We start from the raw sequence: 12,513 nt of genomic DNA on the forward strand, positions 1-12,513 counted from the left end.
TGGGAACTTCGCGGGCGCGCCGCGCGACTATGGGTACATGGCTTGTGAGCGGTGGCGCGAGATGCTGTCTGCGCAGCTGGACGGCGAGGACGACCCGGCCGACCGGCCGCTGGTCGACGAGCATCTGGCCGGGTGCGCCGGCTGCCGGGCGTGGCTCGACAGCGCGGCCAAGGTCAACAGACTGACGCGTACGGCGGTGGGCGTCGCGCCCGACCTCAGCGCGAGCATCCTGGCCGCCGTGCCCCCGCCCGCCTCCCCGCGGAAGCGCTTCCCGCTGGCCGCCGCTCTCTACATCGCGCTGGCCGGGGTCGGCGCGGTGCAGCTCATCCTCGGCCTCGGCCAGGTCGGCGGCGGCGTGGTCGGCACGCACGTGCACTCCGGCCTCGACGCGACCCCCGGCCACCTGTGGCACGAGTCGGCCGCCTGGAACGTCGCGGTCGGGGCGGGGTACCTCTTCATCGCGCTGCGCCGCACCCGGCCGTCCGGCCTGGTGCCGATGCTCACCGCGTTCGTCGGGATGCTGCTGCTGCTCTCGGTCAACGACCTGACCGGCGACCGGGTCGACTCCACCCGGCTGGTCAGCCACGGCTTCGTCATCCTCGGATACCTTCTGGTCGTGGCGCTCACCCGGATTCCGGGTGGCTTCGCCGCCCCGCCCGGCGCCCGCTCGGACGGCGGCTGGTCAGGCTGGCGGGCCCGTTTCGCCGACGAGGACGACTCCCCGACGCCGACGCTCCGGCCGGGCCTGCGCCTCGTGCCCCGCGGCCCGATGACCGCGGAGCACCATCAAGATCGCCCGGCCGCCTGACCGTCAGCGGGCCGGCGGCCGGACCGAGAGCTCACGCCAATCCTCCGGCCCGGCGAGCAGCGCGCGCACGGCGTCGAGGGCGCCTTCTTCGCCGTTGAACTCGACGAAGGTCGAGACGCCATCCGCGCCGCCCGAGCGCTGCTCGACATACCACTGGTCACCGCTCACCCGAAGAAAGATGTCCTTGCGGGCGATGCGGCCCCATTTGCCGTTCCACCAGTGCTTACGCTGCTCCATCCGGCTACTGTATAGAACATCTGTTCGAACCGTACCGGGTCTGGTTGATCTTTTTCGCAGCGTGTCAGCGCGGCGGCTCCTGGTGACGGCCGTACTGGTTGCCGGGGCGCTGCGGCGGCGCCTGAGCCTGCACGAGAGCGTCGCGGATCTGGGTGAGCAGGAGGATCTCCTCGCTCGGGTTCTCCGGCGGCGGCTCCTCGCCGCGGCGGCGCCGCTCGGCGAGCAGGTTCAGGGGGTAGATGACCAGGAAGTAGAGCACGGCCGCGGTGATCAGGAAGGTGACGATCGCGTTGAGGAAGGTCGCGTAGTCGAACTCGACGTCGCCGACGTGCCATTTGCCGGCGTGCACCCCGGTGTCGCCGCCCATGAGCTGGATCAGCGGCTTGATGAAACCGTTGGTGAACGCGGTCACCACGGTCGTGAACGCGGCACCGATCACGATGCCGACCGCGAGGTCGACCACGTTGCCGCGCATGATGAAGTCTTTGAAGCCTTGCAGCACTTTGTTCACGAGCACACTCCAGCACGCCGAGGGGGTTCGGTCGGTCCGGCAGCAGGTGCCCACCACCGGTCGGCGACAAACTACGCCGATCGGGTCAACCCAAGGAAGTCAGTCGAGCGCCGGTTCCTGTGCGGTCACGGCTTCGTCGACGGTCGGGTAGGTGCGCAGCACCTCGACCAGACCGCTCACCTCGAGGATGCGCAGCACCCCGCGCTGCGGCGCGGCGAGCCGGACAGTGCCCCCGGCGTCGTCGGTGCTGTTTTTCGCCCGGACGAAGACCGACAGGCCGGTGGAGTCGCAGAACGAGACCTCGGCCAGGTCGAAGACCAGGCGGGTGCGCCCCTTCTCGAGCAGGTCGCTGATCTGGTCCTGCAGCTGGGGTGCGGTGGCCATGTCGAGCTCACCCGCCACCGACACGACGACCATGCCGGCGCGCTGTTCCGTTTGTACCGTCAGGGACATTCAGGACCTCCAGATATGAGCAGAACGGTACTCCAGGCATGGTCTGATCGGCAGGACGGGGCTCGCCGTATGTGACCTTGCCGCTTTAGTTGGTCAACGGCAACTATTAGACACTCCGGTGGTACAGTCCGCCCGTCGCGCGACCAGAGATCGGGAGGCAGCGATGGCTTTGGAGCCGGATGAGGCGAGTCGTCTCGCCGCACTGCTGGAGGACAAGCAGGAGGAGCTGGTCGGCGCGTGGACCGACCGGGTGGCCCAGAGCCTGCGCGGCCGGTTGAGCCGCGCCGAGCTGCAACGACAGACGACCGAGCTGCGCAAGGGTTTCCAGTCGGCGCTCGCCGGCGGCGCCACCGATCTCACCCAGGAGGCGGCCGCCGAGCTGCGTGCCCAGCTGAGCGACCTGTCCACCGGCCGGGCCCGGCAGGGCTTCAGTGCCACCGAGACGGCGGTCAGTCTTTTCGCCCTCAAGGAGGCGCTGCTCGGCGTGCTCGACGGCGGTGACGCCGGCAACCTGCGCGAATATGTCGCCTTCTCCGAGTTCGTCGACGCCGCCGCGCTGTTCACCTTCGACACCTACGTCCATGTGCGCGAGTCGCTCATCGCCGACCAGGCCGAGCAGTTGCTCGAGCTGTCGACCCCGGTGGTGAAGCTGTGGGACGGCGTGGTGGCCGTCCCGCTGGTCGGCACGCTCGATTCGGCGCGCGCCCAGGTCGTGATGGAGCGACTGCTGCAGACCCTGGTCGACACTGGCTCGCCGTACGCGATCATCGACATCACCGGCGTTCCGGCGGTCGACACCCAGGTGGCGCAGCACATCCTCAAGACGGTGGTGGCCGCCCGGCTGATGGGCGCCGACTGCATCATCTCCGGCATCCGCCCGCAGATCGCCCAGACGATCGTGGCGCTCGGCATCGAGTTCGGCGACATCGCCACCAAGGCGTCGCTCGCCGATGCGCTGCGCTACGCGCTGAACAAGACCCGGACTCGGGAGAGCTGACGTGGATCGCGTTCCGATCCTCAAGATCGGCGACATCCTGCTGGTCTCGATCCAGATCGACATGGAGGACCAGGTCGCGCTCCAACTGCAGGAAGACCTCGCCGATCGGGTCGTGACGACCGGCTGCCACGGCGTGATCATCGACATCAGTGGGCTGGACATCGTCGACTCGTTCGTGGGGCGCACGCTCGCCACGATCGCGTCGATCTCCCGGGTGCTGGACGCCGAGACCGTGGTGGTCGGCATGCGCCCGGCGGTGGCGATCACCCTGGTCGAGCTCGGCCTGTCGCTGCCGGGCATCCGCACCGCCCTCAACGTCGAGCTCGGCATGGCCCTGCTGGCCCGGGCCAAGGCCGACGAGCGGGCCGGCGACTCGGAATGGGACGAGATCGACGACGAGGACGCCGAGACGGCGGCGGACGCCCAGCCGTGAGCGACCCGGTCGAGCGGATAGCGGTCAGCACCGACCAGGACGTCGTCCGGGTGCGCCAGCTCGTGCGTACGATCGCCGTCTCCGCCAAACTCTCCCTGGTCGACCAGACCAAGCTGGTCACCGCCGCGAGCGAGCTGGCACGCAACACGCTCGTCTACGGCGGGGGTGGCACGGTCGAGGTGACTCGGGTGGACAACGGCCGACGGCAGGGCATCCGCATCGTCTTCGCCGACCAGGGCCCCGGCATCGCCGACCTCGACCTCGCGCTGACCGACGGTTACACCACCGGCGGCGGCCTCGGCCTGGGTCTCAGTGGCGCGCGCCGGCTGGTCGACGAGTTCGACATCGAGACCGCGGTGGGGCAAGGTACGAGCATTACCGTGACCAAATGGTGCCGATGAGCGGAGACGCGGTGGCAGCGCTGCCCGAGGAGCTCCTGAACGGGGGCGCCTGGTTCCGGGTGGAGGCCGCCGCGACCGCCTCCGCCGCCCGCCGCGCGGCTGAGCGGCTCGCCACCGAGCTCGGGCTCCCCGAGAAACGGACCGCCGACCTGTCGATCGTGACCGCCGAGGCGGCCGGGAACCTGGTCAAGCACGCCGACCAGGGCACGCTGCTGGTTCGCGCGGTGCGCACCGCGGAGCAGGCCGGCGTCGAGATCATCGCGGTCGACCACGGCCCGGGGATGGCCGACCTCGCGCGGTCGATCGGCGACGGGCATTCCACGGCCGGCACGCTCGGCATCGGTCTCGGCGCGATCGTGCGCCAGTCCTCGTGGACGGATCTGCACTCCGTACCGGGCAAGGGAACCGTGCTGGTCGCTCAGGTCTGGCCCGCCGACCCGCCGTCACCCGCGTGGGCTTCGGGTTTGACCCGTCCGCTCACCGGCGAGCCGGTGAGCGGCGACGCCTTCGCCATCCGCGAGGCGGACGGCCGGAAACAGCTCCTGATGTGCGACGGGCTGGGACACGGCGGACTCGCGGCCGCGGCCGCACACGAGGCGGTACGCGCGTTCGCCGTCGCACCATCGCAACCGCCCGCGGCCGTAGTGGAGACCCTGCATCGCCGCCTCAACCACACCCGCGGTGCCGCGCTGGCCGTCGCCGAGCTCGACTCCGACGCCGGCCTGGTCCGGTACGCCGGCCTCGGCAACATCTCGGGCACGGTGATCTCTCCAGTAGGCCGCCGCGGCATGATCTCGCTGCCCGGCATCGCCGGACATCAGCGCCGCCAGATCCGGGAGTACGACTACCCACTCGAGCCCGACGCGATCGTGCTGATGCACAGCGACGGCGTGGTCGACCGCTGGGATCCGGGCGACTACCCAGGCCTGTTGTCGCACTCGCCGGCGCTGATCGCCGCGACCGTGCTGCGCGACGCCGGGGTCCGCCGCGACGATGCCGGCGTTCTCGTGGCCCGGTTGCCATGAGCAAGGCCGAGCCGCTCATCCGCATGCGCCTGCACGTCGAGCAGGACGTGTTCTCGGTGCGCCAGCTCGGCCGCGAGGTGGCCCGCGCGGTCGGGTTCGAGCAGCAGGACCAGACCCGGGTGGCCACCGCGCTGAGCGAGGTCGGCCGGGTCATGCTGGCCGTCGGGGTGGACGCCGACGTGGAGTTCACGGCGGAGCCGAACGGGGTACCAACGTTGCGTGTGGCGGTGGGCAACCCGCTGCCCGGCGGCGCGGCCGACATCGGCCCGCAGCTCGTTCAGGTCGGCCGCCTGGTCGACACGTTGGAGGTCGGCGATGGCGAGACCGGTACGGTGGTGCGGATGGCCCGGCGGCTGCCGACGAGCGCGCCGCCGCTGACCCCCGGACGCATGGACGAGATTCGCGCCGGACTGGCCGAGCACATCCCGGGCACCCCGCTGGACGAGCTGAGCGTGCAGAACCAGCAGCTCATCGTCGCGCTCGACGAGGTGCGGGCGCAGCGCGACGACCTGGCCCGCCTCAACACCGAGCTGGAGGAGACCAACCGCGGCGTGATGGCGCTCTACCACCAGCTCTCCGACGAGTTGGAGGAGACCAACCGCGGGGTGGTCGCGCTCTACGCCGATCTGGACGAGAAATCGGTGCAGCTGCGGGCCGCGAGCGAGGCCAAGAGCCGGTTCCTGGCGAACGTGAGCCACGAGCTGCGCGCCCCGGTGACCGCGGTGATCGGGCTGACCCGGCTGCTGCTCGACCCGTCGTCCGAGCCGCTCGGCTCCGAGCAGCGTCGCCAGGTCGACCTGATCGGCGGCTCGGCCGGCGACCTGCTGACACTGGTCAACGACCTGCTCGATCTGGCCAAGGCGGAGGCGGGCCGGATCGAGCCGGAGTGGTCGGACGTGGACCTGCGGGTCGTCTTCGGCCAGCTGCGCGGCACGCTGCGGCCGCTGGCCACCCGGCCCGAGGTCGACTTCGTGGTGGAGGATCCCGGGGTGCCGCGTCTGCGCACCGACGAGGTGCTCCTCGTCCGGGTCCTGCGCAACCTGCTGACCAACGCGATCAAGTTCACCGCCCAGGGCGAGGTGCGGCTGGGCGTGCGAGCGGTGGACGGCGACATCGAGTTCACCGTGTCGGACACCGGCACCGGCATCCCGGCCGAGCTGCACGAGCGGATCTTCGAGGAGTTCTACCAGGTGCCGGGCAGCGTGGCGGTGACCGGCAAGGGCACCGGCCTGGGCCTGCCCTACGCCCGGCGGCTGGCCGGCATCCTCGGCGGCGGGCTGCGCGTCGACTCGGCGCCCGGAGAAGGCAGCACCTTCATCGTGCGGTTGCCGGCGTCATGACCACCCCGCCCACGCTGCTCGTCGTCGACGACAACCCCACCAAGCGATACCTGCTGGTCAGCTGGCTCGCCCGGGCCGGCTTCACGATCCGCGAGGCGGAGACCGGCGGGGAGGCGCTGCGCCTGCTCCCCGGCTCGGGGATCGACCTCGTGGTGCTCGACGTCAAGCTGCCGGACATGAGCGGCTTCGACGTCTGCGAGAAGATCAAGACCGATCCGGCGTACGGGGCCCTGCCCGTCGTCCATGTCTCCGCGCACGCCGTCGACGTGAACGACCGGACCCAGGGCCTCAACCGGGGCGCCGACGCGTACCTGATCGAGCCGATCGAGCCGGACGAGCTGATCGCCACCTGCCAGTCCGTCCTGCGTTACTACTCGGCCCGGCGGCGCGCCGAGCTGCTGGCCGCCCGGATGGTCCGCCTGGCCGAGGCCACCCTCGCGATCAACCTGGCGTCCAGCCTGCCCGCCCTGCTCGAGGAGGCCGCCGCCGGGGCGTACGACATCTTCGGTGGCCCGGTCGTGGTGCTCGCCGAGACCGCCGACGGGGACAGCCTCGCCGCGACCGGCTCGCCGCCGGTGGTGCGGCCCTGGTCGCTGGCCGAGCCCAACGTGGCGGTCGGCTCGCTGGTGCGCACCGACCAGCCGGCCGACTGGGACATCGTCGAGTGGTCGGAGGGCGAGCAGGTGGCGGTCGCGGCCGCCCGGTTGCGGATCGACCGGCCGCCGGTCTACGTGGCCGTGCCGTCCAGCTCGCAGACGCCCGGTTTCCCGGTGCTGCGGCAGCTCTCCCAGGCGGTCGCGGCCGCGGTCGAGGCGCAGCGGTCGTACGACGAGGAGCACGGCATCGCCATCACCTTGCAGCGCAGCCTGCTGCAGTCGCAGCTGCCCGCGGTGCCCGGCGTCGACATGGCGGTCCGCTACATGCCGGCCGGGTCGCAGACCGAGGTGGGCGGCGACTTCTACGAGGTCACCATGCTCGACGGCCGCCTGCTGGTGGCGATCGGCGACGTGGCCGGCCACTCGCTGCACGCGGCCACGGTGATGGCCGAGGTGCGGCACGCGGTCCGCGCGTACGCCGTCGAGGGCCACCCGCCGGGAACGGTGCTCGGCCTGGTCAACCGCTTCATGCGGCGGGTGCTGCCGGCCGACTCGGCGACGGTCTGCCTGTTCACGCTCGACCCGGTCACCGGCGAGGTGCGGATGGCCGGCGCCGGCCACCTGCCGCCGCTGCTGCACACCGCCGACGGCGTGTCGTTCCTGCAGCCGGGCGGCGCGCTGCTCGGCATCAACGCGCCCCGCCCGGACGACCTGACGTTCGTGCTGCCGCACGGCGGGACGCTGGTGCTCTACACCGACGGCCTGATCGAGCGCCGGGACGAGGACATCGACGTCGGTCTGGCCGCGCTGCGCCGGGTGGCCGCCGAGGTCGACCCGGACCTCGAGGACTTCTGCGACCGGCTGCTGTTCCGCCTCGGCGCCGCAGGTCAGACCGGTGACGACGTCGCGGTGGTGGCCATCCGCCGCTCCTAGGGGGTTGACACACTCTATTCACTCATTGAATAGTGGCCGCCATGTCCACCGCCCATGTCCTGCTCGGTCTGCTCTCCGGCGGCCCGCGGCACGGCTACGACCTGAAGCGGGCGCACGACGAGCGGCTGCCGCGGGCCAAACCGCTCGCGTTCGGCCAGGTCTACGCCACGCTCGGCCGCCTCGAGCGGGACGGTTTCGTCGCCGAGGCCGGCCAGGAGCGCGACGGCGGCCCCGACCGCACGTCGTACACGATCACCGACGAGGGCCGGCGGCACCTCGACACCTGGCTGTCCGCCATCGAGCCGCCGGCGCCGTACGTGACCAGCGAGTTGTTCAGCAAGGTGGTCGTCGCGCTGCTCGCCGCGGACGCCGGCCGGGCCCGCGACTTCCTGGTCGCCCAGCGTGCCGCCCACATGAGCCGCATGCGCGAGCTCACCACCGCCAAGTCCGCGCCCGGAGCGAGCGTCGGCGACGTGGTCGCCGCCGACTACTCGATCGGGCACCTCGAGGCCGACCTGCGCTGGCTGCAGACCACGCTGGCGCGGGTGGCCGACCTGCAGAAGGAAGTGACGAGTTGAGCGCACTGCTGAGCGGCACCGGCCTGGTCCGCGGTTACGGCAGCACCCCGGCGCTGCGCGGCGTCGACCTCGCGATCGACGAGGGCGAGATCGTCGCGGTGACCGGTCCGAGCGGCTGCGGGAAGTCGACGCTGCTGCACTGCCTGGCCGGCATCCTGCGGCTCGACGCGGGCACGGTCACCTACCGCGAGCAGGACATCGGGCTGTGGTCCGAGGCGGCGCGGTCCCGGCTGCGCCGCACCGACTTCGGGGTCCTGTTCCAGTTCGGGCAGTTGGTGCCCGAGCTCACCGCGGTGGAGAACGTCGCCCTGCCGTTGCTTCTCGCCGGCACGGGGCGGCGGGAGGCGCGGCAGGGTGCGCTCGGCTGGCTCGACCGGCTCGGCGTGGCCGACCTCGCCGAGCAGCGGCCCGGCGCGATGTCCGGCGGCCAGCAGCAGCGCTGCGCGACGGCCCGCGCGCTGGTCACCGAGCCGCGGGTGCTGTTCGCCGACGAGCCGACCGGCGCGCTCGACGTGCTCACCGGCGAGCAGGTGCTCGGCGAGATCGTCGGGGTGGCGCGCGAGCGGGGCATGGCGGTCGTGCTGGTCACCCACGAGACGAGCGTGGCGGCGTACGCGGATCGGGAGATCGCCCTGCGCGACGGCGTGCTCGACCCGACCGGGCTCGGCCTGGGCGTGACTCGGTGAGACCGTCCACGCTGGCCCGGCTCGCGGTGGCCGGCAATCGCACCGACGTGCTGCGGACCGTGCTGACCGCGCTGAGCGCCATGCTCGCCACGATCGCGATGCTCTGCGCGGCCACCGTCCTGTCGATCCGCGGCTACGCCAGCCGCTACACGGTCCAGTTGCTGGTCGAGCCCGGCCTGCGGCCCGGCGTGGCGGCCACGCTGGTGCTGGTCGCGCTGCCGGTGCTGGCGCTGGCCGGGCAGTGCATCCGGCTCGGCGCGCCGGCCCGCGACCGGCGGCTGGCCGCGATCCGGCTGGCCGGCGCGACGCCCGGCGAGGCGGTGCTGATCGCGACCGCGGAGACGGCCGTGGCGAGCCTGCTCGGCAGCGTGCTCGCGCTGATCGCGTACCTCGTGGCCCGAGCCCTTCCTGCCGCCCATGACCAGCACACGCTGCCGTCGGACGTGCTTCCGCCGGCGCCGGTCCTCGTGTTCCTCGTGCTGTTGGTGCCGGTGCTTGCCGCGCTGATCGGGGCGCTGCTGATGCGGCGGGTCATTGTGACGCCGCTCGGGGTGGTGCGGCGGGTGCGCGAGCGCGGCCCGCGGCCCTGGCCCGGGCTGCTCATCATCGTGGGCCTGCCGATGTTCGCGGTGCCGTGGCGGACCGATGATGTGGACTGGGCCAGGAACGTGGCCTACGTGCTGATAGTCGGCGGCACCCTGCTGACCATGGCGGGCGTGGTGCTCGGGGTCGGGTGGATCTCGCACACCGCCGGGCGGCTGATGCGCCGCTTCGGCCGCGGGCCCGCCATGCTGCTCGCCGCCCAGCGGCTGATCACCGACCCGTGGAACGGCAGCCGCACGATGGCCGCCCTGCTCGTCGCCGTGATCGCGGGGGCGGTGGCGCTGGCCTACAAGGCACTGCTGGCCACGCAGTTCCGCTACTTCGACGTGTTCAACCAGATGATGGGGTCCCCGAACGGGGAGGGTATGGGCGCCGGGGCCGAGCCGGACTTCTACTTCGGCGCGATCCGGCTGGTCATGGTCGCGGTCGGGCTCAGCGCGGCGGTCGCGGCGGCCGGGCTGCTGGTCGCGCTGGCCGAGAGCATCGTGGCCCGCCGGCGGACGTACGCCTCGCTGACCGCGACCGGTGTCCCCCGCCGTACGCTCTCGGCCTCGATCCTCTGGCAGACGCTGACGCCGATCGTGCCGGCCCTGTTGCTGGCGCTCGCCGCGGGCGACACCCTGGTCCGGCTGATTCAGTCGAGCTTCACCATCGAGGGCACGGTGCCCCGCGTGTTGCGTGTGCCGGTCCCGTGGGCCGATCTCGGCCTGTTGGGCGGGGGCGCGCTGCTCGCGGTGCTCCTCGCGGTCGGTGTCGGGCTGCTCGTGCTGCGGTCCAGCACCGACCTCGAGGAGCTGCGGATCGGCTAGGACTTGTCGGGGACCAGGCCCATGACGTCGAGGGCCCAGGCGATCACGAAGGCCTCCTCTTTCCAGGAGTCGTATCGCCCGCTGGGGCCGCCGTGCCCGGCGCCCATCTCGGTCTTGAGCAGGTAGGTGCCCTCGGTTGCGGTGGCCCGCAGGCGGGCGATCCACTTGGCCGGCTCGTGGTAGAGCACCCGGGTGTCGTTCAGGCTGGTCACCGCGAGGATCTTGGGGTACGCCAGCTTGGTGACGTTCTCGTACGGGCTGTACGACTTCATGTAGGCGTACACCTCGGGCGACTCGATCGGGTTGCCCCACTCCTCCCACTCGGTGACGGTGAGCGGGAGGGACGGGTCGAGGATCGAGGTCAGCGGGTCGACGAACGGGACCTGCGCCACGATGCCGGCGAAGTCTTCCGGGGCGATGTTCGCGATCGCGCCCATCAGCAGGCCGCCGGCCGAGGCGCCCCGGGCCACCAGCCGGGACGACGACGTCCAGCCCTTGGTGACCATGGCCTCGGCGCATGCCACGAAGTCGGTGAACGTGTTTTTCTTGGCGAGCATCTTGCCGTCCTCGTACCACCGGCGGCCCATCTCGCCGCCACCGCGCACGTGCGCGATCGCGAAGACGACGCCCCGGTCGAGCAGGGACAGACGGGCTATCGAGAAGTACGGGTCGACGCTGTGCTCGTACGAGCCGTAGCCGTAGAGCAGCGCCGGCGCCGAGCCGTCCCGCTTGACGCCCTTGCGCGCCACGACCGAGATCGGCACCCGGGTGCCGTCGGCCGCCCGCGCCCACTCCCGGAACTGCTCGTAGTCGGCCGGGTCGTAGCCGCCGAGCACCGGCTTCTGCTTGCGCAGCACCATCTGCCGGGTCACCAGGTCGACGTCGTAGATCGAGTCGGGCGTGACCATCGACGTGTAGCTGATCCGGACCACGGCCGTGTCGTACTCGGGGTTGTTGGTGAGGCCGACGCTGAACAACGGTTCCGGGAACGGCATGTCGTACGAGTCGGTGCTGCCGTCGCCGATGACCCGCAGGCCGGTCAGGCCGTCACGCCGCTGCGAGATCACGATGTGCCGGGCGAACGCGTCCACCGACTCCAGCCGGGTGCCGGGCTCGTGCGCGATGAGCTCGACCCACTCGCCGGGGCTGTCGGCCGAGGTGTGCGCGAGCGCGAAGTCTTCCGCGTTCTTGTTGTGCAGGATCAGGAACCGGTGCCCGTGGTGCTCGATCGAGTACTCCACGCCCTGCTCGCGCGGCGCGATGACGACCGGCTCGGCCTCGGGCGTCTCGGCCGGGATGGCGTGCACCTCGGAGGTCAGCTTGCTCTGCGTGTCGATGAGGATGAACTTCTCGCTGCGGGTGAGCTCGACGCCCACCCAGAAGCGCTCGTCCGGCTCCTCGAAGACGATCACGTCCTCGGTGGCCGCCTTGCCCACGGTGTGCCGCCACACGCGGTAGGGGCGCCAGGCCTCGTCGACGGTGATGTAGAACAGCGCGCTGCCGTCGGACGACCACGCGCTGCCGTAGAACGTGTCGGGCACCTCGTCGGCCAGCACCTCGCCGGTGGCCAGGTTTTTCACCCGCAGCGTGAAGCGCTCGTCGCCGTCGAAGTCGGTGGAGTAGGCCAGCCAGTTGCCGTCGGGGCTCACGTCGAACGTGCCCAGGGCGAAGAAGTCCTTCCCCTCGGCCAGCGCGTTGCCGTCGAGCAGCACTTCCTCGCCGGGCTTGTCGTCGCCCATCGGCGGGTCGGTCTCGCCGGGCGCGACCGCGACCCGGCACTGGATGCCGTACTGCTTGCCCTCGACCGTGCGCGTGTAGTACCAGTACCGGCCCTTACGACCCGGCACCGACAGGTCGGTTTCCTGGGTGCGAGCCTTGATCTCCTGGAAGATCGTGTCGCGCAGGCCGGCCAGGTGCGCCGTCGCCGCGTCGGTCCAGGCGTTCTCCGCCTTCAGGTACGCGAGGGTCTCCGGATTCTCCTTGTCGGCGAGCCATGCGTACTCATCCGTCACGGTGTCGCCGTGAAAAGTGCGCTCGCTGGGGACCTGGCGGACCGTGGGCGGCGTGTCGGGCGTATCGGCTGTCACGGGAGCCACGTTACCG

14 protein-coding genes are annotated in these 12,513 nt (G+C 71.4%); 10 read left to right on the top strand and 4 right to left on the bottom strand.

All coding sequences use genetic code 11. From position 1 onward, the window contains the following. The first annotated feature begins 37 nt into the window (after positions 1 to 37). Entirely contained in the window at positions 38 to 808 is a 771-nt protein-coding gene (locus A3CQ_RS0132235; protein WP_040433395.1) for a zf-HC2 domain-containing protein, read from the top strand. A gap of 3 nt (positions 809 to 811) precedes the next feature. Here the strand turns inward: A3CQ_RS0132235 and A3CQ_RS0132240 are convergent, their stop codons facing one another. From A3CQ_RS0132240 to A3CQ_RS0132250, 3 genes are all read right to left on the bottom strand, one after another. After that, positions 812 to 1,045: a hypothetical protein gene (locus tag A3CQ_RS0132240; protein WP_020515076.1), complete on the bottom strand. Its 234-nt coding sequence runs from the start codon at positions 1,043 to 1,045 to the stop codon at positions 812 to 814. A gap of 64 nt (positions 1,046 to 1,109) precedes the next feature. Beyond that, entirely contained in the window at positions 1,110 to 1,547 is a 438-nt protein-coding gene (gene mscL / locus A3CQ_RS0132245) for a large conductance mechanosensitive channel protein MscL (RefSeq protein ID WP_026206439.1), read from the bottom strand. 108 nt (positions 1,548 to 1,655) lie between these two features. After that, positions 1,656 to 2,009, bottom strand: a complete 354-nt coding sequence (locus A3CQ_RS0132250; protein WP_020515078.1) for an STAS domain-containing protein — start codon at positions 2,007 to 2,009, stop codon at positions 1,656 to 1,658. 163 nt (positions 2,010 to 2,172) lie between these two features. Between A3CQ_RS0132250 and A3CQ_RS0132255 the strand changes: the two genes are divergently transcribed. Genes A3CQ_RS0132255 through A3CQ_RS0132295 form a run of 9 tightly spaced genes read left to right on the top strand, consistent with a single transcriptional unit; the run spans position 2,173 to position 10,410 of the window. Then, positions 2,173 to 3,006, top strand: coding sequence for an STAS domain-containing protein (locus tag A3CQ_RS0132255; protein WP_026206440.1), 834 nt, complete (start codon positions 2,173 to 2,175; stop codon positions 3,004 to 3,006). 1 nt (position 3,007) lies between these two features. Further along, positions 3,008 to 3,439, top strand: coding sequence for an STAS domain-containing protein (locus A3CQ_RS0132260; RefSeq protein ID WP_020515080.1), 432 nt, complete (start codon positions 3,008 to 3,010; stop codon positions 3,437 to 3,439). After that, entirely contained in the window at positions 3,436 to 3,840 is a 405-nt protein-coding gene (locus A3CQ_RS0132265) for an anti-sigma regulatory factor (RefSeq protein WP_020515081.1), read from the top strand. The genes A3CQ_RS0132260 and A3CQ_RS0132265 overlap by 4 nt, the downstream gene beginning before the upstream one ends. Further along, positions 3,828 to 4,865 (top strand): SpoIIE family protein phosphatase, encoded by a 1,038-nt coding sequence (locus A3CQ_RS0132270; RefSeq protein WP_020515082.1) that lies wholly within the window; start codon positions 3,828 to 3,830, stop codon positions 4,863 to 4,865. The genes A3CQ_RS0132265 and A3CQ_RS0132270 overlap by 13 nt, the downstream gene beginning before the upstream one ends. After that, complete coding sequence (locus A3CQ_RS0132275) at positions 4,862 to 6,205, top strand: sensor histidine kinase (RefSeq protein WP_020515083.1); 1,344 nt, start codon at positions 4,862 to 4,864, stop codon at positions 6,203 to 6,205. Before A3CQ_RS0132270 ends, A3CQ_RS0132275 begins: the two co-directional genes overlap by 4 nt. Next, positions 6,202 to 7,734 (top strand): fused response regulator/phosphatase, encoded by a 1,533-nt coding sequence (locus tag A3CQ_RS0132280; protein ID WP_020515084.1) that lies wholly within the window; start codon positions 6,202 to 6,204, stop codon positions 7,732 to 7,734. The genes A3CQ_RS0132275 and A3CQ_RS0132280 overlap by 4 nt, the downstream gene beginning before the upstream one ends. 41 nt (positions 7,735 to 7,775) lie before the next feature. Beyond that, on the top strand, positions 7,776 to 8,312 hold the full coding sequence (locus A3CQ_RS0132285) for a PadR family transcriptional regulator (RefSeq protein ID WP_020515085.1): 537 nt from the start codon (positions 7,776 to 7,778) through the stop codon (positions 8,310 to 8,312). Beyond that, positions 8,309 to 8,998, top strand: coding sequence for an ABC transporter ATP-binding protein (locus A3CQ_RS0132290; RefSeq protein WP_020515086.1), 690 nt, complete (start codon positions 8,309 to 8,311; stop codon positions 8,996 to 8,998). The genes A3CQ_RS0132285 and A3CQ_RS0132290 overlap by 4 nt, the downstream gene beginning before the upstream one ends. Further along, on the top strand, positions 8,995 to 10,410 hold the full coding sequence (locus tag A3CQ_RS0132295) for an FtsX-like permease family protein (protein WP_020515087.1): 1,416 nt from the start codon (positions 8,995 to 8,997) through the stop codon (positions 10,408 to 10,410). The genes A3CQ_RS0132290 and A3CQ_RS0132295 overlap by 4 nt, the downstream gene beginning before the upstream one ends. On the opposite strand, the gene A3CQ_RS0132300 is transcribed toward A3CQ_RS0132295, so the two are convergent. Continuing rightward, on the bottom strand, positions 10,407 to 12,497 hold the full coding sequence (locus A3CQ_RS0132300; protein ID WP_020515088.1) for a S9 family peptidase: 2,091 nt from the start codon (positions 12,495 to 12,497) through the stop codon (positions 10,407 to 10,409). The two genes, A3CQ_RS0132295 and A3CQ_RS0132300, sit on opposite strands and share 4 nt — an antisense overlap. Positions 12,498 to 12,513: the final 16 nt, after the last annotated feature.

It is taken from the genome of Paractinoplanes globisporus DSM 43857, from assembly GCF_000379645.1.
GTDB lineage: Bacteria > Actinomycetota > Actinomycetes > Mycobacteriales > Micromonosporaceae > Actinoplanes > Actinoplanes globisporus.